The sequence below is a fragment of the Cobetia sp. 1CM21F genome, from assembly GCF_023161745.1.
Lineage (GTDB): Bacteria > Pseudomonadota > Gammaproteobacteria > Pseudomonadales > Halomonadaceae > Cobetia > Cobetia amphilecti.
This window is the reverse complement of the sequence record NZ_JALNTQ010000003.1, coordinates 261,503-288,000: the sequence shown is the minus strand read 5'-3', so window position 1 is coordinate 288,000 and position 26,498 is coordinate 261,503. Positions and strand designations below refer to the sequence as shown.

Genomic DNA, 26,498 nt, shown 5'->3' with positions numbered 1-26,498 from the left:
GCCTGTCAGTCGACAGGCCCTTTTGTTCATCTGGCAATCAGTGTCAGTGCGCGGCGCGCAATCTTTCAGGAGTGCCGCGCCTAGCGCAGCCCCGGCAGCAGATACTTGTCCAGCGCCTGGCGCACAGAGGGCAGCAGGATATCGGAGTGCATCACCAGCTCGCGCACCAGTTCCTGCAGGCCCGGCACGCCCACCTCGGCATGCTTTCTGAGTGCCATGCGCGCGCAGGTGTCCGCGCAGGCATGCTCGGAAATCTGCACGCCCAGCGCCACCAGCCGCTCACGAAAGTCTTCGTGATCAATCAGCTCCACGATCATCATCGTCATTCTCCTTGCTCGCTGACGGCGGGCATTGTCATTGGTATTGACCCACTCTGTTCTGAGCATAGCCCTTGTGAGGATAGCCGAAATGCGCGGCGGGCTGTCTCCGACATTCTGGTCAGACCGGGGCGCCCTCTGCGTGCCTGCCCACGCCACTGGCGTAGGCATTTGCGTCAGGCGCGTCTGGCTCGGTTGCGGTCAATTGCCTCGATCTATCCGCTCGGTCCAGCCCGCTTGCCATGTCCACTTCACATGTCCGCTTCAGCCATCCACACCCGCCGAGGCGGGTTCGGCTCTGGCCAGACGGCAGGCGGCGTACTTGAACTCCGGAATCTTGCCCACCGGATCAAGCGCCGGGTTGGTCAACAGGTTGGCGGCGGCCTCGGCGTAGCAGAATGGCACGAAGACCATGCCGGCCGGCGTCAGCGGATCGGCACGGGTGGCAAGAGTGATCTGGCCACGTCGCGTGGTGATCGAGAGCGGCTCGCCCGGCGTGATGCCCAGGCGCTCCAGCTCCACCGGATTGAGCGTGGCCACGGCGGCCGGCTCGAGATTGTCGAGTACCGCCGCGCGGCGCGTCATCGAGCCGGTATGCCAGTGTTCGAGCTGACGGCCGGTGGTCAACACCGTCGGATAGTCGTCATCCAGCGTCTCATCCGGCGGCGTGGGCCAGGTCGGCACGAAGCGGGCACGGCCACTGGCGCGCGGGAAGCCCTCGCCGAACACCACATCCTCACCCTCGCCCCCCGGCGTCAGGCACGGATAGGTCACCGAGTTCTCCTCGGACAGCCGCGCCCAGTCGATGTTGTCGAGGGAATCCATGCCCTTTTGCATCTCGGCGTAGATCTCCTCCGGCCCGGCGTAATCCCAGTCAAGCCCCATGCGCCGCGCCAGCTGCTGGGTGATCCACCAGTCCGGCCTGGCCTCGCCCGGGGCGCGCAGTGCCGCCCGCCCACGCTGCACCTGCCGGTTGGTATTGGTGACGCTGCCGTCCTTCTCCGGCCAGGCGTACGAAGGCAGCACCACATCGGCGAACTGCGCCGTCTCGGTGACGAAGATGTCCTGCACCACCAGGTGCTCCAGATGCGCCAGCGCGCTGCGCGCATGCTCGAGATCCGGGTCCGACATCGCCGGATTCTCGCCGAGAATGTACATGCCGCGGATCTGATCGGCGTGGATGGCGTGCATGATCTCCACCACCGTCAGGCCCGGCGTCGCCGAGAGCGGGGTCTGCCACAACGCTTCCAGTCGCTCGCGCGCCGCCGTGTCGCCCACCGGCTGATAGTCGGGGAACACCATCGGAATCATCCCGGCATCCGAGGCACCCTGGACGTTGTTCTGGCCACGCAGCGGGTGCAGGCCGGTGCCTTCACGCCCGACATGACCACACACCAGCGCCAGCGCGATCAGGCAGCGCGCATTGTCGGTGCCGTGGGTGTGCTGCGAGATGCCCATGCCCCAGAAGATCATCGCGCGCCTGGCGGTCGCGTACTCGCGGGCCACGGCGCGAATCTCTTCTGCCGCCACGCCACACAGCGGCGACATCGCCTCCGGCGTCAGCGCCGCGACATGCTCCGCCAGCGCGGCGAAGTCCTCGGTGTGTGCCTCGATATAGGCCTGATTGGCCAGCCCCTCGGTGATGATGACGTTGAGCATGGCATTGAACAGCGCCACGTCCGCCCCCGGCGTGAACTGGATCGAGCGATGCGCCTGACGACGCAGCGCCAGCGCGCGCGGGTCGATCACCACGATGCGCGTACCACGCTTGGCGGCGCGCTTGAAGAAGGTCGCCGCCACCGGATGATTGACGCCCGGGTTGCAGCCGGTCAGCACGATCAGATCGGACTGCTCGGCCTGCATGAAGGAGGCGCTCACGCCGCCTGAGCCGACGCCTTCCATCAGCGCCGCCACCGAACTTGCATGACACAGGCGCGTGCAGTGATCGACATGATTGGAGCCGAAACCGGTACGCACCAGCTTCTGGAACAGCCACGCCTCCTCGTTGGTGCACTTGGCGCTGCCGAAGCCCGCCAGGCTGTCGGGGCCATGCGCGCGCTTGAGGCGCATGAGCCCCTCGGCCGCGACCTCGAGGGCCTCGTCCCAGCTGGCCTCACGGAAGTGGGTCAGCGGATGGGCGGGGTCAAAGTTCGCATCCAGCCCCTTGGCCACGCCGTCACGGCGGATCAGGGGGCGGATCAGACGCTCCGGATGGCGTGGATAATCGAAGCCGAAGCGCCCCTTCACGCACAGCCGGCCGTGGTTGGAGGGCCCATCGCGGCCACTGACCGCGATGATGTTGTCCAGCCGCGTATCCGCAACGCGCTGTCGGCGCTGATCAGACTGATGGGAGTCAGCGCCCGCCATGCCCTGCTGGGCATCCGCCAGGGTCGCGACCGGCTGACCCTCGACACTCAACGCCTCGCCGCTGCCACGGCTGACCTGATACTCCAGCTGACAGCCCACGCCGCAGTACGGGCAGATGGAGGCGACGCGCTCATCGACGGCGGCGCTGTCGCCGAAGCCCTGCTCATCCACCTGGGTGGCGGGCATCAGGGCGCCGGTCGGGCAGGCCTGCACGCACTCGCCACAGGCGACGCAGGTGCTGTCGCCCATCGGGTCCTCGAGATCGAACACGATGCGCGTATTGCTGCCGCGCCCCGCCAGCCCGATCACGTCATTGACCTGCACCTCGCGACAGGCGCGCACGCACAGACCGCAGCTGATGCAGGCATCATGATTGACCGCCATCGCGGTATGGGAGTGATCGAGAGCGCTGGCCTGCGTCGGCAACCACTCCTCCACCGTATCCCCCAGCCACTCGCGGACCGTCTCGCGGGCGCCGCCCAGGGTCTCGCGCGCGTGCCCGACATCCACCGCCAGCAGCTCGGCCATCGCCATGAAGTGGCTGCTGACATCGGGGTTGTGCGCCTCGGCGGGCATGTCGGCGGCGAGCAACTCCACCACCATCGCGCGCGCCTCGCCGGCACGCCGTGAACTGGCACTGCGTACCACCATGCCCGCCCGCGCCTCGCGGATGCAGCTGGCAGCGAGAGTGCGCTCGCCATCGATCTCGACCATGCAGGCGCGACAGTTGCCATCGCCGCGATAATCCGGCGCTTCGCTGTAGCAGAGGTGGGGAATCGTCTCGCCGGAACGCTTGGCGATCTTCCATAGCGTCTCGCCGGGATAGGCCGTCACCTCGGCACCATCCAGCGTGATGGTGAAGCCATCCTCGCGCAGCGGCTGATCATCCGAGGATGAGTTGCCCAATCCTGTCAGCGCGTTCATGCCTCACCTCCCGTGGCGTCAGCCGCATGGCTCGTGGCGATCAAGCGCACCCCGCTGCTGGCGAGGGTCTCCCGGAAGTCCTTGAGCAGGCCGAGTACCGGATTGGGCGCGGCCTGACCAAGCCCGCAGATCGAGGCATCCATCATCACCTGCGACAAGCGCGTCAGCAGCGTCTCATCCCACTCATCACCGCTGAGCGCCGCCAGCATCTGGCGCGTGCCGACACGACACGGCGTGCACTGGCCGCAGGACTCGTCCATGAAGAAACTCATCAGATTGCGCGCCACCGCCGCCAGATCGTCCTTATCCGACAGCACCACCACCGCGGCCGAGCCGATGAAGCAGCCGTGGGCCTGCAGGGTGTCAAAATCCAGCGGCAGGTCCGCCTTGCTGGCCGGCAGAATGCCGCCGGAGGCCCCGCCGGGCAGGTAGGCACGCAGGCGATGGCCGTCGGCCATGCCGCCGCCGTATTCCTCGACCAGCTCGCTGAGCGTGATGCCAGCCGGTGCCAGATACATGCCCGGGCGTCTGACGCGCCCGGAGAGCGAGAAGCTGCGCAGCCCCTGACGTCCCTGACGCCCGGCCGCGACGTAGTGGTCATGGCCTTCGCGATGGAGCCGCGCGATCCAATAGACCGTCTCGACGTTGTTGACCAGGGTCGGGCGACCGAACAGCCCGCACTGGGCCACGAAGGGCGGACGCTGACGCGGCTTGCCGGGCTTGCCTTCCAGCGACTCGATCAGTGCCGATTCCTCGCCACAGATATAGGCACCGGCGCCACGCCGCAGCTGGATATAGCCCGGCGCGACGAGGCCTGCGGCTTCCAGCTCCGCGATGCAGTCCCGCAGCACCTCATTCAGGGTCGGGTACTCGTCGCGCAGATAGAGGTAGAGCGCCTCGGCCTCGATGGCATGCGCACTGGCCAGCGCGCCCTCGAGGAAGGTGTGCGGCTCACGCTCCAGATAGCAGCGGTCCTTGAAGGTGCCGGGTTCGCCTTCATCGGCGTTGATCACGCAATAGCGCGGCCCCGCCTCGGCGCGCACGAAGCCCCACTTGCGAAACGTCGGGAAGCCCGCCCCGCCCAGGCCACGCAGTCCGGCCTGCTCGATCATCTGCGCCAGGTCCTCGATGCTGACCTCACCGCCATCCAGCGCGGCGAGCAGCCCATAACCGCCACTGGCGCGATATTCCGCCAGCCGCGGATAGTCGAGACTCGCAGCCGGCGCGGCATGCACATGACCTTCGGCAATCGCCGCCGTGACGCCTTCCACGCTGGCGTGGCCGAGATGGTAATGCCCGACCTCCGCCACCGGCGCACTGTCGCAGCGTCCCATGCAGGGCGCACGCAGCACGCGCACCTGTTCGGGGTCCAGCCCCGAGGCGAGACCGGTGCGCAAGGCTTCGGAGCCGGCCAGCTGACAGGACAGCGAATCACAGACGCGCACGGTCAGTGCCGCGGGCGGCGTCTCGCCATCGCGAACCACGGTGAAATGGGCATAGAAGGTGGCTGTCTCGTAGACCTCGGCCATCGGCAGGCGCATCCACTCGGCCAGCGCGCGCAGATGGGCCAGCGTCAGGTAGCCGACCTCATCATTGAGCACATGCAGATATTCGAGCAGAAGGTCACGCTGCGCCGGGGCATCGCCCAGCAGGCGCTGTACCTCGGCCCAGGCCTCGGCATCCAGCGGACGGCCGCGCAACTGGCTGCGCGAACGGCGGCGAGCGACAGGTGTCGGCTCGGTCAGGGTCTCAGGCGTCATGGCGGCACCACGGTGTTGTTATTGGGCGGGAGCAGGCAAGTACTGGCGTATCGCGCGAGGAGTGAAGTCTCGGGCGCGAAAGTGGTGCGCGGTCAGGGAGTACGCACCACTTTCCTTCACTGTAGATCGCAATCTACAAAGCGGGCACACCTGCGACAACCGCTCTGAGCGCTGAATCGCCCCCTGTGTCAGTCACGCATATGCCGGCGTCGTATCCAGCTAACTCGCTCTCGCCCAGCCCTCACACAATCACGAGGGCCGGTGGCGACCTGTCCCGCAGTCAGACTCGCCACCGCGCTCCGGATTGCCATTCCACCCCCTTCCCACATCGCAGCCCCGGGAGACACCCACGACAACACCTCGCTTCACGCCAGCTGCCCTGCCCGGCTGGCGACACCAATAACAACATGAGGTCACCAAATGTCATCGAATCCGTATGACACGGACTACGAGATCGGCCAGGACAATGTCCAGGTCATGGGTCTCGATGTTCACAACCCCGTCTTCGCGATCAGCGCCGTGCTGATCGTCAGCTTCATCCTGTTTGCCATCCTCTTCCCAGCGGGCGCGGAAAGTGCCCTGGGCGGCGCCAAGGCCTGGTCCATCGCACATGGCGACTGGCTGTTCATGCTGGCCGGCAACCTCTTCGTGCTGTTCTGCCTGCTGCTGATCGTGCACCCGGTGGGCAAGCTGCGCCTGGGCGGTCAGAAGGCGAAGCCCGAGTTCTCGACACGCTCCTGGTTCGCGATGCTGTTCGCCGCTGGCATGGGCATCGGGTTGATGTTCTGGAGCGTCGCCGAACCGGTGGCCTACTACACCGACTGGTACGGCACGCCACTGAACGCACCCGCCGGGACGCCGGAAGGAGCACGCGCCGCGCTGGGCGCCACCATGTATCACTGGGGCCTGCATCCCTGGGCCATCTACGCCGTGGTCGGGCTGTCGCTGGCCTTCTTCACCTACAACAAGGGCCTGCCGCTGACCATCCGCTCGGCGTTCTACCCGCTACTCGGTGAGCGCACTTGGGGCTGGATGGGGCATATCGTCGATATCCTCGCCGTGCTGGCGACCATCTTCGGTCTGGCGACTTCGCTGGGGCTGGGCTCCGCTCAGGCAGCATCGGGGCTGGACTACCTGTTCGGCGTCGGCGATGGCCTGCCGACCCAGATCGCGATCATCATCCTGGTGACGCTGGTGGCCATCTACTCGGTCAGTCGTGGCCTGGATGGCGGCGTGAAGCTGCTTTCCAATATCAACATGATCATCGCCGCTGTCCTGATCATCTTCATCCTCATCTTCGGGCCGACACTCGCCATTCTCATGGGCCTGGGCACCACCACCCTCAGCTATGTGGAATATCTGCTGCCGCTGTCCAACTGGATCGGCCGCCCCGATGAAAGCTGGTTCCACGGCTGGACCGTCTTCTACTGGGCGTGGTGGATTTCCTGGTCACCGTTCGTCGGCATGTTCATCGCACGTGTCTCGCGCGGCCGCACCGTACGCGAATTCGTCACCGCCGTGCTGCTGGTGCCGACACTCGTCACCATCGTGTGGATGTCCGTCTTCGGTGGTACCGCACTGGAACAGGCCATCAATGGCGTAGGCGCGCTGGCCAATGGCATCGATTCCGTGTCGCTGGCCATGTTCCAGATGCTCGACAACCTGCCGCTGTCCGGTGTGGCGTCCTTCATCGCCATCCTGTTGGTACTGGTGTTCTTCGTGACCTCCTCGGATTCCGGTTCGCTGGTGATCGATTCGATCACCGCCGGCGGCAAGATCGACGCACCGATCAGCCAGCGCATGTTCTGGGCAGCGATGGAAGGCCTGATCGCCGGTGCCCTGCTCTATGGCGGCGGAAGCGCTGCGCTGGGCTCGCTGCAGGCGGGCGCCATCGCCACGGGGCTGCCGTTCACGCTGGTACTGCTGGTGATGTGCTATTCGCTGTTCCGTGGCCTGATGCAGGAAAAGAAGGCACAGGACATGCTCATTCGTCCGGTCGCCGGCGCCTGACATGCGGCGCTGACCATAGCTTTACTGACCATAGCTTTACTGACCAAAGCTTTACTGACCAAGGCGGTACTGACTGACAGGCCGCAGGACATGGGCACAAAAAAACGCCGCCCCCGGTAACCGGGGGCGGCGTTTTCATTGGATGACCCGAACGTCATCCAGGCGAGATCAGGAGTTTTCCTGAGCCAGCTTCTGCACCTTCTTCATCAGGTCCGGGTCGTTCTGGACCGCTTGACCGATGGAGTTGAAGGTGGCGACTTCCAGACCGGAGTCTTCGACAGCGCTGACCATCTCGTCGTTGGCTTCCTGACGCACGCTCTGCTTGGCAGTCTCGTCGTCGGCTTTCTGCAGCTTGCCGGCGAATTCCTGAGAGATGCGTGCGATGTCCTGAGAGGCCGCAGCGAACTGTTCCAGCTGAGCGTCAGTGAAATCGCCAGCCTGAGCCTGTGCCGCCTGGGCAGTAGACTGACCCTGGGCCGGTGCGTCAGCAGCGAACGCCGGTGCCGACATCATGCCCGCGGAAATCAGGGCAGCCGTCATGTATGCAGTCATCCGTTTCATTGCAGCCTCCAGCAGTGATCAATAAGTGTTTGCCCTAACTCAGACGGGCCTGACGACAGGATGTTCATTTTTTCATGCAACTCTTTGAAAACATTCTGTATCGCCAGAGTTACATGAGTCGCAGATCAGCAACGTAAAAACCGCGGGGCCGCGCATGGCGGGCGTCATGACGGCTGGACGCGCATACAGCTTGCACCACGATCGTGAAAATATCTGCAGCAAGCCGCGTGAAGTCTGCCCACCACGCACTCGACCCGCCCTCGATACAGACATGCCTCTGCGCTCGCTACGCGCTCTAGACAGGCATGCCACCTGTTGCCGCCGCTATCGGCATGTCGCCATTGACCTTTTCACAGACTGAATGAGGGCGGCATGTCGTGAAGTACCACATAAATCGCGCGCCAACGGGCAGCAAACTCTCGGCGACTGTCTTAGTCTTGAAGGAGAGGCTGTCATCCAGGTGTGCCATTCTCCTGTACAACCTGCTTCTGCAGCCCAGGCTGGCACACCCAGCTCATAACATTCGTTGCCGGAGGACTGCCATGTCCACGCACATACCATCCACGCAGAGACTGTCCAAGCAGAGACTGTCCTCGCAGGTACTGTCCACATACGTACCGCCCGCGCTGCCTCGACGGCTCTCGCATAACAGGCTGACGCCGGGCCTGATGAACCTCTTGTTGCTGGCCCTGCTGCCGGCCCTGCTGCTGAGCTCGCCGGTACATGCCATCAGCCTGCTGGATTCGGACGCCGACCTGAACGCGCCCGCCGAGACATCCACTGGTGCACCGCCGCCCCCGACCTCGCCGGGCACCGCGGAGACCACCATGACCGCCGCCAATGTCGACCCCGCCGCCAACCCGCTGCTGGGCGAGACCTGGAACCGACGCTCGCTGGTGCTGATCGCGCCGGATGAGCAGGACCGGGACCTCGAGCGTCAGCGCGAGGAACTGCGTGCCACGCGTGGCGAGATGCAGCAACGCGACATGACGCTCTATACGCTGATGGGCACGCGCGGCATCCACGATGGCGTGCCGATGAGCTTCGAGGAGGTGCGTGCCCTGCGTGATGCCATGCAACTGCGCGAGGGCGCGCCCTTCACCGTCATCCTGATGGGCAAGGACGGCGGCAAGAAGATGCAGCAGGAAGGCTTCGTCTCCCCCGACCAGATCTATCAGGTGATCGACAACATGCCGATGCGCCAGCGCGAAGCCAGTCAGGCAGCGCGCAAGCTCCCCCAGGGCACCGACGAGCACACCTCGCCTGAACCCTTGAACGATGAGGACTGGCAGTGGGAGGAGTGACCTTTCTGTGAGAAACGACCTTCTGTGAGGAGCGACCTTCTGTAAGGAGCGACCTTCTGTAAGGAGCGACCTTCTGTGAGGAGCGACCTTCTGTGAGGAGCGACCTTCTGTGATGCATGAAAAAGCCCCTGCCAGCCGAGCTGACAGGGGCTTTTTACCGTCTGCGCGGCTTCAGCGCAGTACGCCTTCCTCACGCAGCAGCTTGAGGATTTCCGCCGCGCCCTCCTCGGCGCTTACGCCTTCCAGCCGCTTGCCACCACCCCCTTCGGCCTTGGCGGCCGCGGCCTTGAAGCGGTCCCGCGCGCTGGTCGCCTTGATGCGCTTCAAGCGCTTGGGACGCTTGCGAGCCGGGGCCACGCCGAAGGCCTCAGCCTGCGCATCATGGACAAGCTCGCCGCTGGCCAGTGAGGAAAGCTCACCGCGCCGCGCCTGCGCGAAGGCCGACTGACGCGCCGCCGGCGCCGCGGAATCGACACTGACAAGCGCCGGCAGCTTCACGCGCAACCGTCGCCGCTGACCACGTGGCAGCGCCTGCAAGGCGGTGAGATGCGCGCCATCGCAGCTCTCGATCGCGACGATACCCTCCACCAGCGGCCAGCCAAGACTCTCCGCCAGCAGATGCGGCAGCAGGCCGCTGCCCTCGCCGGTCTCGCCCTGGCCGCCACACACCACCAGCTGCGGAGCCACCTGCTTGAGGCGCGTGACCAGCAGCGGCCAGACATCGATGACCGGTTGATCAGCAGCCTTGAGCGAATCAGCAGCCTTGAGCGGGTCAGCGCCGAGAGCATCCGGCGTCACCAGCGTCAACGCCTCAAGCCCCATGCCCAGATAACCACGCAGTGCCTGATCCTGTTCGCTGCCGGGCACGATCTCGCTGCCACTGGCATGCCAGGCGCTGAGGCTTACGGCACCGGGTGCCGACTGTCGCTCCAGCGCCAGACACAGCTCCAGGGCGCGGGCGTCCTGCTCGGCGCGCCGCAGACGCCCCGAAACCGGGTGCTGCCCCAGCGACACCAGACTCACGACCTCAAGCGGCGCCGAGGCCTGCTGCGCAACAGATGAACGATCTGCCTTCATGTCCTTCTCCTTTCCCCTGTCGCAGGCGCGAGTTCAGGCCGCGTCGGCGGCAAGCGTGGCGGATGACGTACTGGATGACGCCGAGGCCGCGGCAGGCACCTGACCCGCCGACGAGGCATCACCGCCGGCACTGCGTTCGGCCTCGAGCTGCTGACAGAGACTGGCGAGAATCGCCCCGGCGTCACCGATCACCGAAAGATCGGCACGCTTGACCATGTCACAGCCGCCATCGGTGTTGATGGCCACCACCTTGTCGCAGCGCTGGATGCCCTGCAGATGCTGGATGGCCCCCGAGATGCCCACCGCGACATAGACCCGCGCCGTCACCCAGGTACCGGTGGCACCGACCTGGCGGGCACGCGGCATGAAGCCGTCATCCACCGCCACCCGCGAGGCGCCTTCGGTGGCCCCCAGCAAGCTGGCGGCGCGGTGGAAGCCATCCCAATCGTGGATGCCGTTGCCCGCCGAGAGAATGAATTCGGCCTCGCCCAGCGCGATCGCGGAGGGGTCGACGGCCACCGGGCCAAGATCTTCGATCACGTCTGGCACGGCGTGCGCGGCACTGGCCGCCTCCCACTCGAGCGGCAGCGCGGCGTGGCGCACATCTTCCACCGGCTCGGCGCATTCCGCCTCGCACAGCACGATACGGGTCAGCGGGCGGGTCAGGTCCTGCTGACCATTGCCGCTGCGCCCGGTGACGCTCACCCCGGCAAGCTCGCCACGCCCGATGGCGGCAAGCTCGCCGTCGAGCTGATAGGCATTGCCGCTGGGCCGCGCCAGCGCATCGCCCTGGCACAGCAGGCGCGCACCGAGACGTCGGCCGCGTTCGCCGCCGCCAGTGCGGGATTCCGGCAGCAACCACAGCCGTGGTGCCAGCTTGCCATCGATGGCCTCAAGCTCCGCCAGCTGGGCCAGCGGCGCATAACCATCGTGGAGGGTATCGGCAAAATGCAGCCAGCGATCGGCACCCGCCGCGCCGAGCCCGACACTGTCGGCGGCGTCACCATCCTCACGCAGCGTGCCGAAAGTAACGGCCAGTACCGCACCCTGATGGGCGGGGTCGGCATCGGCGATCTGACGCGCCAGCCCCAGCACATCGCGGTCGTGACTCGAGAGTCGCCCACCGGTCATGTCCGGCACCACCGCGATCAGGAAGGCGGGTGATGCGATCTCGACCAGCGGCAGCACGCGCGCCTTGGCCACGACCGCGGGCTGGCCAGCACCCGCCGCGGCAGGCCCGGAGCGGCCACTGCGGTCGATGCGTTTGCGGCCATTGGCGGCGATGAAGTGGCCGACATGCGGGTCGCGACGCATCACGCCCTTCGGGCCCATCCAGCGTTCCTGAGGGACTGCCGCGCCGCGGCCCAGCGCCTGCAGCGCGATGAGATGCTGCGGGTGCAGGCGATTGCGTGCCTGCTGCTCCAGGCGCGGGTCACGGCGTGGCAACGCCTCTCGATGGGATACCGGTGGGCGCTCGGTTGCTTGTGGATCGACGGGAATCGTCATGCCGCCACCTCCGCGTCAGTGGGCTGCGTGGTCGACGCCGCCAAGCCTTGCGCGGACGCTTCCAGTACCAGCGCCCGCGCCATCAGTTCCGCCAGATCCAGCACCTGGGGTTCGGCTTCACCGGCCGGAGCCACCACGCCTTCCAGCATCGCGGTGCACTGCGGGCAGCCGACCGCCACCACCTCGGCGCCGGTCTCGCGCACATCGCCCATGCGCATGTCGGGGATACGCTGCTTGCCGGGGATGTCCGTCACCGGCGCGCCACCGCCACCGCCGCAACAGCGCGAGCGGAAACCGGAGCGCTGCATCTCGCGCACTTCCAGCCCCAGCGCCGCCAGCAAGCTGCGCGGCGCCTCGAATTCACCGTTGTAGCGCCCCAGATAGCAGGGGTCGTGCCAGGTGACCGCGCCGAGCGTCGCCAGTCTGGTGGCATCGAGGCTCAGGCGACCGGCCGCCAGCAGCTCGTTCATGTAGCTGGTGTGGTGGTTGACGAGGTAGTCGCCACCGAAGGCGGCATATTCACGACCCAGCACATGGAAGCTGTGCGGATCGCAGGTGATGATGCGCGCGAAGCGATACTTCGACAGGGTGGCGATATTGCGCGTGGCCAGCGACTGGAAGGTCGCCTCATCCCCCAGGCGGCGCGCCACGTCGCCACTGTCACGTTCTTCCGCACCGAGGATGGCGAAATCGACCCTGGCGGCGCGCAGCACCTGCACGAAGGCGCGCAGCGTGCGCTGATTGCGCATGTCGAAGGCGCCATCGCCCAGCCACAGCAGCGCTTCCACCGGACGCGGATCACGCGCTGCCTCGCGGGCGGCCTGCAGCTCGGCGATGCGCGGCAGGTCGAGATCCGCCGCCCAATGCAGACGCGCATCGAGCGCGAAGCCGCCCGGATTGTCGGTGGCGATGAGGTTGTCGAGCACCTCGACGCCCTTGCCCGGCGTCGCGCCCTGCTCCAGCGTCATGTGACGGCGCATGTCGACGATGGCATCGACGTGCTCGATCATCATCGGGCACTCCTCGACGCAGGCGCGACAGGTGGTGCAGGCCCACAGGGTTTCCGGCTCGACCAGTACCTTGAACTCGTGGATCAGCTTGTCGCCATCTGTCGCCTCACCCGCAGCGCCCGGTGCCGCCTTGATCTGGATCGGCCCGGATGACGCTGCCTGAGTTGCCGGGCGAGCATGCGGAGAGGCCCCGACGATGGTCTGCTGCGGGCCGCCGCCATGCTGGCCGGGCGCGCGCCTGGGCTCATCGCCCGGATAGGGCGAGCCGGCGTAGGCAGCATCGCTGCCACCGGCCATGCCGACCACCATGTCCTGGATCAGCTTCTTGGGATTGAGCGGCTGACCGGCCGCGAACGCCGGGCACACCGCTTCACAGCGCCCGCATTGCACGCAGGCATCGAAGCCCAGCAGCTGACGCCAGTTGAAATCGGACGGCTTGCCGACACCCAGCGGTGCCTCGGGGTTGGTCAGGTCCAGCGGCAGCAGCGCGCTGTCGCGGATGCCCGCACTGTCACGAGTGCTGAAACGTGCCGGACGCCGATGGAAGGCCAGATGCAGCGCGCCGGCGAAGGCATGCTTCATCGGCCCGGTGATGCGCGAGCCGCCGCCGGTCATGCCGACGATCATCTCGAGCAGTCCCCAGGCGATGCCTGCTACCAGCACCAGCCCGAGGATGCCGCCGGAGATCATGCCGCCGACGCCTTCCGGCAGCACCAGTGACAGACTCATCACGAACAGGCTGGCGGAGAACACCAGCAGGCTCTTGGGCAGACGCATCCACGGACCACGCGACAGGCGTGCCGGCGGGTCGAGGCGACGACGACGCACGAACAGCGCGCCACCGAACATCGCGCCACTGGCCAGCAGCAGCAAGACGCCCAGCCAGGCGGAGTCGATGCCGAAGCCGTAGACCACCACCATCAGCAGCGCCGCGGCCACGAAGCCACCCCCGGTGGCGACGTGGGTGTTGGCCATGTAGCGGTCCCGCGCGACCACGTGGTGCAGGTCCACCCCGTAGCGGCGCGGTACCTTGGCAAGGCTCGCGATCAGCTCTCCCACACTCATGGACGTGGCGTCCGCCCGCCCCTGGCGCCACAGGCCGATGCGCTTGACCGCGCCGATGGCAGCCAGCGCCAGCGCGGTGAAGATCAATACCGACAAGATCGTGTCATTCATGCTGCTCACCCTCTTTCTTCAAGCCCGCTGTCGACCGGACGACTGCCGAGCCGGCGGCATAGGCGCGGCCGGCTCGGCAGATCACGTCATCAGAAGTCCTTGCACAGACGCAGGGCGTCATAGATGGCGGCGTGGGTGTTGCGCGGTGCGTTGCAGTCACCGAGGCGGAACAGCAGATAATCATTGCCCTCGGTGGCCTGGCTCAGGCACGGCTGCGGCTTGATGGCGTAGAGCGACTCGACGTCGATCTGGCCCTTGTTGAGTGAGCCATCCTTGAAGGCGTAGTAGAGCGCCTCATCCGGACGCACGCCGTTCTCGACCACGATCTGATCGACGACGCGCTCTTCCAGCGTGCCGGTGTATTCGTTCTCGAGCACCGCCACCAGGCCCTCGCCTTCGCGGTAGACCTCATGCAGCACCATGTCGGAGGTCATCACGACTTCCTTGGCATACAGGCTGCGGTAATAGGTCGGGAAGGTGGTGCCGCCGACCGCCGCACCCGGCTTGATGTCGTCGGTGACGATCTCGACCCTGGCGCCCTTGTCGGCCAGATAGTCGGCCACCGAGACCCCGGAGAACTCGCAGATGCTGTCATAGATCAGCACATTGCTGCCCGGCGCGACGCGCCCGTCCAGCACGTCCCATGAAGAGACGATCAGGCTCTTGGCCGGGTCTTCGTCATAGCCCCAGGACGCGAACTGGTCCATGAACGGACGACCGCCCACCGCGAGGATCACCACATCGCCGCGCAGGTCACGGATGGTGGCCTCATCGGCCCGCGTGCCCAGGCGCAGGTCGACCTTCAGGCGTGCCAGTTCCAGCTGATACCAGCGCGTGATGCCGGCGATCTGATCGCGCTGCGGCGCCTTGGCCGCGATGGTGATCTGGCCGCCCAGCTCGTCACGGGCCTCGAACAGCGTCACGTCGTGGCCGCGTTCGGCACACACGCGAGCTGCCTCCATGCCGGCCGGACCGCCGCCGACGATGACGACCTTGCGCACCGGGCCGCTGGTCTTCTCGATCTGATGCGGCAGGCCCATGTATTCGCGCGAGGTGGCGGCATTCTGGATACACAGCACGTCGAGGCCCTGATACTGGCGGTCGATGCAGTAGTTGGCGCCGACGCACTGCTTGATCTGGTCGAGCTGGCCCATCTTGATCTTGGCGATGATGTGCGGGTCGGCGATGTGGGCGCGGGTCATGCCGACCATGTCGACATAGCCGCCTTCCAGAATGCGCTCGGCCTGGTTGGGGTCCTTGATGTTCTGGGCGTGGATCACCGGAATCGAGACGACTTCCTTGATGCCGGAGGCCAGGTGCAGGAAGGGTTCCGGCGGGTAGGACATGTTGGGAATGACGTTGGCGAGGCTGTTGTGGGTATCACAGCCGGAGCCGATCACGCCGAAGAAGTCGAGCAGACCGGTGGCGTCGTAATAGGCCGCGATCTGCTTCATGTCGTCGTGGGACAGGCCATCGGGATGGAATTCATCGCCACAGATGCGCATGCCGACCACGAAGTCGTCGCCGACCTCGGCGCGCACCGCCTTGAGCACCTCGAGACCGAACTTCATGCGCCCCTCGAAGCTGCCGCCCCACTCATCGGTGCGCTTGTTGACACGCGGGCTCCAGAACTGGTCGATCAGGTGCTGGTGCACGGCGGACAGCTCGACGCCATCCAGGCCGCCTTCCTTGGCGCGCCGCGCCGCCTGGGCGAAATCGGCGATGATGCGCTGGATCTCCTCCACCTCGATGGTCTTGCAGGTGGAGCGATGGACCGGCTCGCGGATGCCGGACGGTGACATCAGCGAGGTCCAGTCGAAGCCGTCCCAGCGCGAGCGACGCCCCATGTGGGTGATCTGGATCATGATCTTGCCGCCATGCTTGTGCACGGCATCGGCCAGATTCTGGAAATGCGGAATGATGCGGTCGGTCGACAGATTGACGGAGCTCCACCAGCCCTGCGGGCTGTCGATGGAGACCACCGAGGAGCCACCACAGATGCACAGGCCACACCCGCCCTTGGCCTTCTCTTCGTAGTAGCGCACGTAGCGCTCGGTGGTCATGCCGCCATCGGTGGCATACACCTCGGCGTGGGCGGTACTGACGACGCGGTTGCGGATGGTCAGCTTGCCGATCTCGATCGGCTGGAAGAGTGCGTCGAATGCCATGGTGAGAGCTCCTCGCCGGGGAGAGCGCCGCCTCGTCACGCTGGCCTGGCCTGCCCGCCGCCACGAGTCGTTGCTGGTGGCGGCGGGGTTGGCGTCAGGCGTCTTGCATGTCAGGAAAGGCGGCGCTCAGGCGTTGCGTTGTCGTTGTTGTGGGTGGTGAGTGTCGTGACAGAGAGATGCTCGGGCAGGCGGCTTGTGCTGTTGCCTTTTGCCTGGGCCGGGCCTGGGCCTTGACCCGAGCCATGGAATAGAGAGTGGCGGATCCGAAAACGTCACACTGTTCCGGGAGCGACCTCGAAATACCCCACGTCACAGCCTTCCTCACCGCCGCTCTGGGTCTGCACGGCGACGGTGCGCAGCTCGCTGCCACGCGCGGCCAGAATCTGGTCCATCGCGCCGGCGAACCAGCCGGTGAACATGTACTCGAGCCTGGTGCCGGTCTTGCCCTGCTGATAGACGAAGCAGGAGTGTTCCAGGCGCACCTTGCAGGTACCGCGCTCCAGATCGATCTCCTCGGTGATGAACAGACCCCAGCCACGCTGCGACAAGCGCTTCATGTAGTGCTCGAAGACTTCCACGCCGACCAGGCCATGCAGCTCGGCTTCCTTCTCGCACCAGTGCCAGGCGCTCTTGTAGCCGGCGTGATAGAGAATCTCGGCGTATTTCTCCACGCCCAGCGCCTCTTCCACCGCGACATGGTTGTTGATGAAGAAGTGGCGCGGCACGTACAGCATCGGCAGCGCATCGGACGTCCAGACGCCAGTCTCGCTATCCACTTCGATCGGCAGTTCAGGGGCCATCTTGCTCATGTCGGTGTCCTCCAAAGGGGGCTTGAGGGAATTGCAAAAGAGAGATCAGGAAAGAAAGATCAGGAAAGCGCGATCAATAAAGGGCACAGGCAGCCAGACTCAGCCGCCCCAGACATTTTCCAGCGTGCGCAGCCAGTTCTCGCCCATGATCTTGCGTACCTGATGCTCGCTCATGCCGCGACGCAGCAGCGCCTCGGTCAGATTGGGGAACTCGCCGATGGTGCGGATGCCTTCCGGATTGACGATCTTGCCGAAGTTGGTGAGACGGCGGGCGTAGCCCTTGTCGTGGGTCAGCCACTCGAAGAAGTCCTGGCCGTGACCCTGGGTGAAGTCGGTGCCGATGCCGATGGCATCCTCGCCGACCAGGTTCATCACGTATTCGATGGCCTCGACGTAGTCGTCGACGGTGGCGTTGACGCCGGCCTTGAGGAAGGGGGTGAACATGGTGACGCCGACGAAGCCGCCGTGTTCGGCGATGAAGCGCAGCTCGGCATCGGACTTGTTGCGCGGGTGGTCCTTGAGACCGGCCGGCGCGCAGTGGGAATAGCAGACAGGCACCTTGGACTCGAGGATGACTTCCTCGGAGGTCTTCGAGCCGACGTGGGAGAGATCACACATCACGCCGACGCGGTTCATCTCGGCGACCATCTCGCGGCCAAAGCCGGACAGGCCGCCGTCGCGCTCGTAGCAGCCGGTGCCGACCAGATTCTGGGTGTTGTAGCACATCTGCACGATGCCCACGCCGAGCTGCTTGAAGACATCGACATAGCCGATCTGGTCTTCATAGGCGTTGGCATTCTGGAAGCCGTAGATGATGCCGGTCTTGCCGGCGGCCTTGGCGGCGCGGATGTCGGCGGCCGTGCGCGCCACGCAGACCAGATCACTGCTCTCGGCGATCAGCTGGTTGCTCTTGACGATGTTGTTGACGGTCGCCTGGAAGCCTTCCCAGACCGAGACAGTGCAGTTGGCAGCGGTCAGACCGCCCTTGCGCATGTCCTCGAACAGCTCGCGCTGCCACTTGGCGATCACCAGACCATCGATGACGATGCTGTCATCGTGCAGGGCGCGGGCCGCATCGGACCCACCGAAGGAGGAGGAGAATTCGGACATCATGTCGCTCCGGCGCTGGGCAGGCGGCTCTGGAAGTCAGGTCACTGCCCGTACCCGGCGGACAGGGCCTGCCGGAACACGATCTCCAGCAGGCTGTGCCAGCATAGTCCTGCCCTCTTTCCCCTCTGACGCCAGATGCGACCCGTGGCTATCGAATCGCGTCAGGGCTGTCGTTTCTGAAACGACGACGCCCCGACTCGAGAGAGCCGGGGCGTCGTGGGACAGCCGATGGTGTAGCGTCAAGCCGGTCAATGCGCGGGGGACAGCTCCTTCAGCGAAGGCAGCAGGTCCCAGCTCAGCCAGCCACGCGGCTGCTCCAGACGCTTCAAGTAGCCCATGCCGAGATTGGTCATCTGACGGCGCGTCCAGCTGGCACGGCGCTGGATATAGGCCGAGGGCTTGCCGGCATTGAAGCGGATCGGGTTGGGCAATACCGCCGCCAGCAGACTGGCCTGGTAGGCGGAAAGGCTGGCGGCATCGGTATTGAAGTGATGCTCGGCCGCTGCCTCGACGCCGAAGACCCCCGGCCCCCATTCGGCGACATTCAGGTAGACCTCGAGAATGCGCTCCTTGGGCCAGATCATCTCGATCAGGATGGTGAACCAGACCTCCAGCCCCTTGCGCACCCAGCTGCGACCGTTCCACAGGAAGACATTCTTGGCGGTCTGCTGGCTGATGGTACTGGCGCCACGCAGGCGCTCACCGGCCAGCCGCGCATCGATGGCCTTGACGATCTGATCGACATCGAAGCCGTAGTGATCAGGGAATTTCTGGTCTTCCGAGGCGATCACCGCCAGACGGGCATTGTTGGAAATCTGCTCCATCGGCACCCAGTCATGCTGCAGCGCCATCGGCTCGCCGGTGACCAGGCCATAGCCCCACTTCTCCAGCATCACCATCGACACCGGCAGCGGCACGAAGCGCAGCAATACCACCAGGCCGATGCAGGCCACCATCCAGCAGGCGATGACCTTGAATGCCCACACCGCCAGCCAGCGCAGGCGCTCCATCGGGCGCATGCCGGCACGCGGCGCCGGGCGGCGTGTCGCCCCGCGCCGCACACCCGCCACACGCTCCGTGCCTTCCTGCCTGCGTTGCTGTCCTCGTGCCATCCCTTGCCGTCCCCTGTCGTGCGTGTCGTGGCTCGCCGCCGAGCCATTGTCGTGTCAGCCACTGCTTCCTGGTGCCTTCGAGTGTACCAGAGCGTGCCGGTGGCTCCTGTGAAAACGACAACGCCCCTGCCTGAGCGGCAGAGGCGTTGGACATTGCGGGAAGCTGGTGTCAGTCGGCGGCGTCAGCCCTGCAGGCGCACGCTGGCGTAGGTCGGCTCACCGCGCGCATTGGCCAGTGCCAGAATCGCCGAGGAGACGGGGGACTCGCTGGCCGGTTGCAGGGGCGCATTGCCGACCATGCTCTGGCCGATCGACTGGTGCAGCAGCCCTTCCAGACTGGCGACACCGGTCAGCTGGTGATCGCCATCGGCGCGACACGGCACCTCCAGCACGCTGACACTGCGCTCGCCACCGATGCGCTCGTCACGCGGCGGCATGCCGAAGTACTCGCGGTAGCACTTGGAGAAGTGCGGCGTGGACACGAAGCCGCAGGCCGAGGCCACCTCGATGATCGACAGCGCCGTCTGCTTGAGCAGCTGACGCGCGCGGGTCAGGCGCAGCTTGAGGTAGTAGCGCGACGGCGAGCAGTGCAGATACCGCTGGAACAGCCGCTCCAGCTGACGGCGCGAGACATCGACATAGTGCGCCAGCTCGTCCAGGCCGATGGGCTCTTCCAGATTGGCCTCCATCAGCGCGACGATTTCCAGAAGCTTGGGCTGGGTGGTGCCCAGCACATGCTTGAGCGGCACGCGCTGCTGGTCCTGCTCGCCACGCACGCGATCGCAGATGAACATCTCGGAGATGCCCGCCGCCAGTTCGCGGCCATGCTCGCGACCGATCATGGTCAGCATCATGTCCATCGGCGCGGTACCGCCGGAGGCCGTGGCGCGGTCCTGATCGATGGAGAACAGTCGTGTGGTCAGCGGCACGCGCGGGAAGGCTTCCTGCATCGCGGCCAGACACTCCCAATGGATGCTGGTCTCATGGCCTTCGAGCAGCCCCGCCTGGGCCAGCGCCCAGCTGCCGGTGCAGACGGCACCCAGCTTGCGGCCGGCACGCGCCTGGGCCTGCAGCCAGCTGACATGCGGACGATGCACGGAGCGCTGAATGCCGACGCCACCGCACACGATGACGATATCCAGCGGCGGGCAGGCCTCGGTGGAGGTATCGGGCGTGACCTGCAGGCCATCGCTGGCACGCACGGGGGCGCCTTCCAGCGTCACGGTATACCAGCGGTACAGCTCGCGTCCGGCCAGCTGGTTGGCCATGCGCAGCGGTTCCACCGCCGAGGCCAGCGAGATGAGCGTGAAGCTGTCGAGCAGCAGGAAGCCGATGGTCTGCGGCTGGCGCGTCTCGCCGGCTATTCCTGCAGCGGATGAGTGAGCTTCGTACGGGCGGGCGAAACGGCCACTGGTCAATGCCATGAGGGGAGTCCTTCTCTATATCTGCTTGAGTGGCAGACCGGGGCCTCGTGGTGCCCTCTCCCGTGACCTGATGAGGCCGGCGGGGGTCCGCAGTATTATCGTTATTGGGTCTCAGCAGGGAGCGAACCCTGAGGGGTCGGCTCCAGCAGCGACGACATCGGCGATCGGCCCCATCAGGGGGAGGTCAATAAGCGACCTCTGCAATTCCGATAGCGTCAGGGATGTCGTGATTCACTGCCTGGACGTCGTGCGTTGTCCACCTCTCGACAGTAAACCATCGCGCCTGCCTGGCGCAGTGACTTTATCGCCGCTGTGCAGCAAATCATCGTTGCCGTACGGCACAGAATAACGCCTGAGTTGGCTGCCACTGACGCAGCATAAGCAAACGCCACCAGAACGGGCCTTCATGCCTGAAGGTTCTGAAAGACTCTGCTTCTCATGACGAAAAAACGACAGTCCCGCTATCCATCAATCGATAGCGGGACTGTCGTTTCTGTCTTTCACGCAGTGTCTCTGCTCGGCGAGCGATCAGCTGCGATTGGCACTTTCATACCTCAACGCCTGAGGCTCACCTCAAAGCAGGTGTTTCGCGTGCCTTTCATTTCTACCAGCGACCACACTCACACCTCAAAGCAGGTGTTTCGCGTGCCTTTTCATTTCTACCGGCGACCACACTCACACCTCAAAGGAGGTGTTTCGCGTGGTAGGTCAAATGCTCATCGATGAAGCTGGCCATGAAGAAGTAGCTGTGGTCGTAGCCGGGCTGACGACGCAGGACCAGCGGGTGATCCAGCTCGGCGCAGACCGCCTCCAGGCGCTCCGGCTTGAGCTGCTCCTCGAGGAACTCATCACTCTCGCCCTGCTCGACGAACAGCTCCTGACGCGCGGCGCCGCTCTTGCTCGCCTGCTTGACCAGCTCGCAGGTGTCCCACTGCGCCCACTGGGCGCGGTCATCGCCGAGATAGCCGCTGAAGGCTTTCTCGCCCCACGGGCAGGCCATCGGATTGACGATCGGCGCGAAGGCCGAGACCGAACGATAGCGGCCCGGATTCTTCAGCGCGCAGATCAAGGCGCCATGGCCGCCCATGGAGTGACCGGAGATGGACTCACGCTCGCCATCCACCGGGAAGTGCCGCTTGACGAGCGCCGGCAGCTCATCGGTGACGTAGTCATACATGCGGTAATGACGCGCCCACGGCTCGCGGGTGGCATTGACGTAGAAGCCTGCGCCACTGCCGAAGTCGTAGCTGTCGTCTTCGCCGTCCAGATTGACGCCGCGCGGACTGGTGTCCGGGCAGATCAGGGCGATGCCCAGCTCCGCCGCCTTCTTCTGCGCGCCGGCCTTCTGCATGAAGTTCTCGTCGGTGCAGGTCAGCCCCGACAGCCACCACAGCATCGGCACCGGGCCTTGTTCGGCCTGGGGCGGCAGATAGATGGCGAACACCATGTCGCAATCCAGGCTGCCACTGCGGTGACGGTAACGCTTGAGCCAGCCGCCATGCACCTTGTTGGCGCTGACCAGCTCGAGTTGTTCGGTCGCGGTCATCATGCTCTCCCTTGTGATATCGCCCATGAAAACGGCGTCGGCAAGCCGACGCCGTTTCGCGTTCCAGACCTCACCGGGCAACACGCGTTTCCCTGTTGCCCGGCGGCAGTTCAGCCTCGGATCAGAAGCTCAGCACGGTACGGATCGACTTGCCTTCGTGCAGCAGATCGAAGGATTCGTTGATCTTCTCGAACGGCATCTGGTGAGTGATGAAGTCGTCCAGATTGATCGCGCCGTCCATGTAACGCTCGACGTAGCCCGGCAGTTCGGTACGGCCCTTGACGCCACCGAAGGCGGAGCCTTTCCAGACGCGCCCGGTCACCAGCTGGAACGGACGGGTGGAGATCTCTTCACCGGCACCGGCGACGCCGATGATGATGGATTCGCCCCAGCCCTTGTGCGCGCATTCGAGCGCCGCACGCATGACATTGACGTTGCCGATGCACTCGAAGGAGTAGTCGACGCCGCCGTCGGTCATGTCGACGATGGCTTCCTGGACCGGCACGGACAGCTTGCTCGGGTTGACGAAGTCAGTGGCGCCGAACTTGCGGGCCAGGTCGAACTTGTCTTCATTGATGTCGATGGCGATGATGCGCGACGCCTTGGCCATCACCGCGCCCTGGATGGCGGCCAGACCGATGGCGCCGAGGCCGAAGATGGCCACGGTGGAACCCGGCTCGACCTTGGCGGTGTTCATCACCGCACCGATACCGGTGGTGACGCCACAGCCCAGCAGGCAGATCTTGTCCAGCGGCGCTTCCTTGGACACCTTGGCCAGCGAGACTTCCGGCACCACGGTGTATTCAGAGAAGGTCGAGGTGCCCATGTAGTGGTGCAGCATCTTGCCATCGAGAGAGAAGCGCGAGGTGCCGTCCGGCATCAGGCCGCGACCCTGGGTGGCACGCACGGCGCTGCACAGGTTGGTCTTGCCGGAGAGGCAGAACTTGCACTTGCCGCATTCCGCGGTGTAGAGCGGAATGACGTGGTCGCCCGGTACCAGGCCAGTCACGCCCTCGCCCACTTCCTCGACGATACCGGCGCCTTCGTGGCCCAGCACGGACGGGAACAGGCCTTCCGGATCTGCGCCGGACAGGGTGAACGCATCGGTGTGGCAGACGGCGGTATTGACGATGCGCACCAGCACCTCGCCGGCCTTCGGCCCTTCGACGTCGATCTCGACCAGTTCCAGCGGCTTGCCGGCTTCCAGCGCAATCGCAGCACGTGATTTCATGAATCTCTCCTAGTGAGCATCAATAGCGGTAAACTGGCTGCCAATCTCATGTCCCCTGGCGTCGTGACGATCATCACGCAGGGCACGCTGAAAGGTAGCAGCACCTGACAGGTTGCATGGATGAGTCGCCCGAGGGACTCCCCACGCGACAGGCACTGGGCTCGTCCTTGCGGTTCATCCTTGCGGGCTTGGCATGGAACACAGTCTACGCAGTCATGCGGGTGGGATTAAGCCGTCGGCACTCAGATGATTATTGCCACTCAACAACAATGAAAGAGGAGCCAGCATGCAGCGCTGGGACCGTATCGAAGCCTTCGTGGAAGTCGTCAGAATCGGCTCATTTTCCGGTGCCGCCCGTCATCTCGGGGTGTCCAGCTCACATGTCAGTCGTCTGATCAGCCAGCTGGAAGCCCAGCTCGACACCCAGTTGCTCTACCGCACCACCCGTCAGACGCGTCTCACCGATGCCGGACAGGTGTATTTCGAGCACTGTCATCACCTCTTCGATGGCTTCCGCGCCGCCGAACAGGCCATCGGTGACTTTCATGCCCGCCCCAGCGGCGTGCTCAAGCTGACCAGCGCCACCACCTTCGGCGAGCGCTACGTCGCGCCGCTGGTCAACGACTTCCAGCTGCTGCACCCGCAACTGGAAGTGCAGATGCACTTCACCAACCGTCCGGTGGAACTGATCGACGAGGGCTTCGACGTCGCCATCCGCATGGGCGTGCTCAAGGACTCCTCGCTGATCGCAAGGCGACTGGTGGACCGCCGCGAATTCGTCGTCGCCTCGCATGACTACTTCCAGCAGGCGCCGCGCCCGCACACCCTGGCCGAGCTCTCCAGTCACCGCTGTCTGGCCGGTTCCAAGCGCGAGTGGCTGTTCGAGGTCGAGGGCCAGCGCCGCGAGGTGCGCATCACCGGCAGCTGGCAGGCCAACTCCGGCCCGGCACTGCTGGACGCCACGCTCAAGGGCCTTGGCCTTGCCCAGATTCCCGACTATTACGTCGCGCCCCACCTGGCCAGCGGCAAGCTGATCTCGGTGCTCGATGAGTACCAGGTGCGCGATACCGGGGTGTGGATCGTCTATCCCCGCCATCGTCACCTCTCGCCCAAGGTGCGCCAGTTCGTCGACTTCATGGTCGAGCGCTTCGAGCACGGCATTCCCGGACTCGTGGGCTGACACCCCCGACAGACGATAGACGATAGACGACAAACGATAGACGACAGACGGGCTGCCGATGGGCAGCCCGTCTGTCGTTGTACTCACCGTGTTCACCAGCGGCGTCAGGCGCGTTGCGCTCCGCTGCCCGGCACCGCCTCCGGCAGGTGCACCGGCGGCGCCTTGACCAGCAACTTGCTGGCCACGAAGTAGACCAGCGCCCCCAGCAGCGAGCCGGTGAACCAGCCGTAGTCGTAGAACCAGGACAGTCCGGGCTGCGAGAAGCTGATCACCGTCAGTCCCACCGGCACGAAGAAGGCGATGAAGCCCGCCGGATTGAAGGCCGGATAGGTGCTGCCATCCAGATAGAGTGCCGGCAGATCAAAGGACTGACGACGGATCACGAAGTAGTCGACGATCATGATCCCCGCGATCGGCCCCAGCAGACTCGAATAGCCCAGCAACCAGTTGGAATAGAGGCTCTCGAGACTGACGTCCGAGACGATCCAGCCCATCTTCTTGATCAGCTCGAAGCCCATCAGCAGCACCCCGACCAGCCCGGTCAGCAGCACGCCGCGCGTCTGGTTGATCAATTTCGGCGCGATGTTCTGGAAGTCATTGGTCGGCGAGACGATGTTGGCCGCGGTATTGGTGGAGAGCGTCGCGATGATGATCAGCACCATGGCGATGGCGACCCAGCCGGGGCTGTCGATGCGACCGATCAGGTTGACCGGGTCGGAGATGGTCTCGCCCACCAGCGAGCTGGACGCCGCGGTCAGCACCACGCCGAGCGCGGCGAAGAAGAACATCGTCAGCGGCAGGCCGATGATCTGACCGACGATCTGGTCCTTCTGGCTCTTCGCGTAACGGCTGAAGTCAGGAATGTTCAGCGACAGCGTCGCCCAGAAGCCGACCATCGCGGTCAGGCCCGCCATGAAGTAGCTGGCCACGCCATCGCCTTCGGGACGATTCGGCGGCTGGGCCAGCAGCTCGCTGATCGAGGTATGCGGCAGCGCCCACACCATCAGGCCGACACCCACCGCCAGCAGCAAGGGCGCGGAGAGCGTCTCCAGCCACTTGATGGATTCCGCGCCGCGAATCACCACGAACAGGTTGAGCGCCCAGAACACGAAGAAGCCGATGACCTCACCTACCCCGCCCAGCGCCTTCCAGTCGGCCGAGAGGCTCGACAGCAGCAGGTGGATCGCCAGCCCGCCGAACATCGTCTGGATACCGAACCAGCCACAGGCGACCACCGCGCGAATCATGCATGGCACGTTGGAGCCGATGATGCCGAAGGAGGAGCGCAGCACCACCGGGAAAGGGATCCCGAAGCGCGTGCCGGGGAAGGCGTTGAGGGTCAGCGGAATCAGCACCACCAGGTTGGCGACCAGAATCGTGAACAGCGCCTCGCCGACGCTCAGGCCGAAGTAAGCGGTCAGGACGCCACCCAGGGTGTAGGTCGGCACGCAGATCGACATGCCGACCCACAGTGCGGCGATGTTCCAGCGCGACCAGGTGCGTTCGGCACTCTTGGTCGGCGCGATATCCTCGTTGTAACGCGGGCTGCGGGCGACATCCTGTGCCACCACCAGCTCGATCATTTCCTCATTGCTGCGCACCATGTGCGAGCGCGTCTGTGTCGGGGCCATGAGTCCTCACCTGTTCAGCTGTTGTTATTGTTGAGGGTGATGCACTGCGCTTGCCTTATGTCACTTGTCGTTTCTTGTCTTCCTTACCTTCTCCGTCGCTTTCCTGGCTCCTCTTCGCACCTCCCCGTTCGGCACACATCATCAGGCACACTTCATTCGGCACTGCATGCAGAAGATTCTGATGCAGAAGATTCTGCGGCAGACGAATCTGCGGCAGACGAATCTATGGCAGGCCGTGTAGAAGAAACACCTTGCGCAGTTCGTGTGCAAAACCC

18 protein-coding genes are annotated in these 26,498 nt (G+C 65.1%); 3 read left to right on the top strand and 15 right to left on the bottom strand.

The window, feature by feature from the left end; genetic code table 11:
• Nucleotides 1-80: 80 nt before the first annotated feature.
• From MSG32_RS12560 to MSG32_RS12550, 3 genes are all read right to left on the bottom strand, one after another.
• Complete coding sequence (locus MSG32_RS12560; RefSeq protein ID WP_043333148.1) at nt 81-320, bottom strand: hypothetical protein; 240 nt, start codon at nt 318-320, stop codon at nt 81-83.
• A 261-nt stretch (nt 321-581) separates the two neighbouring features.
• Nucleotides 582-3,608: a molybdopterin-dependent oxidoreductase gene (locus tag MSG32_RS12555; RefSeq protein ID WP_248379982.1), complete on the bottom strand. Its 3,027-nt coding sequence runs from the start codon at nt 3,606-3,608 to the stop codon at nt 582-584.
• Nucleotides 3,605-5,368 (bottom strand): NADH-ubiquinone oxidoreductase-F iron-sulfur binding region domain-containing protein, encoded by a 1,764-nt coding sequence (locus tag MSG32_RS12550; RefSeq protein WP_248379980.1) that lies wholly within the window; start codon nt 5,366-5,368, stop codon nt 3,605-3,607. The genes MSG32_RS12555 and MSG32_RS12550 overlap by 4 nt, the downstream gene beginning before the upstream one ends.
• A 420-nt stretch (nt 5,369-5,788) precedes the next feature.
• Between MSG32_RS12550 and MSG32_RS12545 the strand changes: the two genes are divergently transcribed.
• Nucleotides 5,789-7,378, top strand: coding sequence for a BCCT family transporter (locus MSG32_RS12545; protein WP_248379978.1), 1,590 nt, complete (start codon nt 5,789-5,791; stop codon nt 7,376-7,378).
• Nucleotides 7,379-7,546: 168 nt separating this feature from the next.
• Here the strand turns inward: MSG32_RS12545 and MSG32_RS12540 are convergent, their stop codons facing one another.
• Entirely contained in the window at nt 7,547-7,939 is a 393-nt protein-coding gene (locus MSG32_RS12540) for a DUF4168 domain-containing protein (RefSeq protein ID WP_043333741.1), read from the bottom strand.
• Between the two features lie 668 nt (nt 7,940-8,607).
• On the opposite strand from MSG32_RS12540, the gene MSG32_RS12535 reads away from it, so the two are divergent.
• Nucleotides 8,608-9,243, top strand: a complete 636-nt coding sequence (locus tag MSG32_RS12535) for a DUF4174 domain-containing protein (protein ID WP_248379976.1) — start codon at nt 8,608-8,610, stop codon at nt 9,241-9,243.
• Nucleotides 9,244-9,414: 171 nt separating this feature from the next.
• Here MSG32_RS12535 and MSG32_RS12530 read toward each other — a convergent pair whose 3' ends face one another.
• The 10 genes from MSG32_RS12530 to MSG32_RS12485 form a co-directional block, all read right to left on the bottom strand.
• Entirely contained in the window at nt 9,415-10,320 is a 906-nt protein-coding gene (locus tag MSG32_RS12530) for an electron transfer flavoprotein subunit beta (protein WP_248379974.1), read from the bottom strand.
• A gap of 33 nt (nt 10,321-10,353) precedes the next feature.
• Nucleotides 10,354-11,826 (bottom strand): electron transfer flavoprotein subunit alpha/FixB family protein, encoded by a 1,473-nt coding sequence (locus tag MSG32_RS12525; RefSeq protein WP_248379972.1) that lies wholly within the window; start codon nt 11,824-11,826, stop codon nt 10,354-10,356.
• Entirely contained in the window at nt 11,823-14,012 is a 2,190-nt protein-coding gene (locus MSG32_RS12520) for a (Fe-S)-binding protein (protein WP_248379970.1), read from the bottom strand. The genes MSG32_RS12525 and MSG32_RS12520 overlap by 4 nt, the downstream gene beginning before the upstream one ends.
• An 89-nt stretch (nt 14,013-14,101) precedes the next feature.
• Nucleotides 14,102-16,180, bottom strand: a complete 2,079-nt coding sequence (gene dgcA / locus MSG32_RS12515) for a dimethylglycine demethylation protein DgcA (RefSeq protein ID WP_043333738.1) — start codon at nt 16,178-16,180, stop codon at nt 14,102-14,104.
• A 272-nt stretch (nt 16,181-16,452) separates the two neighbouring features.
• Nucleotides 16,453-16,989: a DUF5943 domain-containing protein gene (locus tag MSG32_RS12510; protein WP_107335564.1), complete on the bottom strand. Its 537-nt coding sequence runs from the start codon at nt 16,987-16,989 to the stop codon at nt 16,453-16,455.
• Between the two features lie 99 nt (nt 16,990-17,088).
• A complete protein-coding gene (locus MSG32_RS12505) occupies nt 17,089-18,099 on the bottom strand; it encodes a dipeptidase (RefSeq protein ID WP_052384560.1) in 1,011 nt (336 codons plus the stop codon).
• Between the two features lie 248 nt (nt 18,100-18,347).
• Nucleotides 18,348-19,211 (bottom strand): monofunctional biosynthetic peptidoglycan transglycosylase, encoded by an 864-nt coding sequence (gene mtgA / locus MSG32_RS12500; protein WP_248379968.1) that lies wholly within the window; start codon nt 19,209-19,211, stop codon nt 18,348-18,350.
• 182 nt (nt 19,212-19,393) lie between these two features.
• Nucleotides 19,394-20,635, bottom strand: coding sequence for a GlxA family transcriptional regulator (locus MSG32_RS12495; RefSeq protein ID WP_248379966.1), 1,242 nt, complete (start codon nt 20,633-20,635; stop codon nt 19,394-19,396).
• A 682-nt stretch (nt 20,636-21,317) separates the two neighbouring features.
• Nucleotides 21,318-22,181, bottom strand: coding sequence for an S-formylglutathione hydrolase (gene fghA / locus MSG32_RS12490; RefSeq protein ID WP_248379964.1), 864 nt, complete (start codon nt 22,179-22,181; stop codon nt 21,318-21,320).
• Between the two features lie 121 nt (nt 22,182-22,302).
• On the bottom strand, nt 22,303-23,412 hold the full coding sequence (locus MSG32_RS12485; protein ID WP_248379962.1) for an S-(hydroxymethyl)glutathione dehydrogenase/class III alcohol dehydrogenase: 1,110 nt from the start codon (nt 23,410-23,412) through the stop codon (nt 22,303-22,305).
• 286 nt (nt 23,413-23,698) lie between these two features.
• Here MSG32_RS12485 and MSG32_RS12480 point away from each other — a divergent pair, with 286 nt between their 5' ends.
• A complete protein-coding gene (locus MSG32_RS12480) occupies nt 23,699-24,592 on the top strand; it encodes a LysR family transcriptional regulator (RefSeq protein WP_248379960.1) in 894 nt (297 codons plus the stop codon).
• A gap of 104 nt (nt 24,593-24,696) precedes the next feature.
• On the opposite strand, the gene MSG32_RS12475 is transcribed toward MSG32_RS12480, so the two are convergent.
• Nucleotides 24,697-26,175 (bottom strand): NCS1 family nucleobase:cation symporter-1, encoded by a 1,479-nt coding sequence (locus MSG32_RS12475; protein WP_225996544.1) that lies wholly within the window; start codon nt 26,173-26,175, stop codon nt 24,697-24,699.
• Between the last annotated feature and the right edge of the window lie 323 nt (nt 26,176-26,498).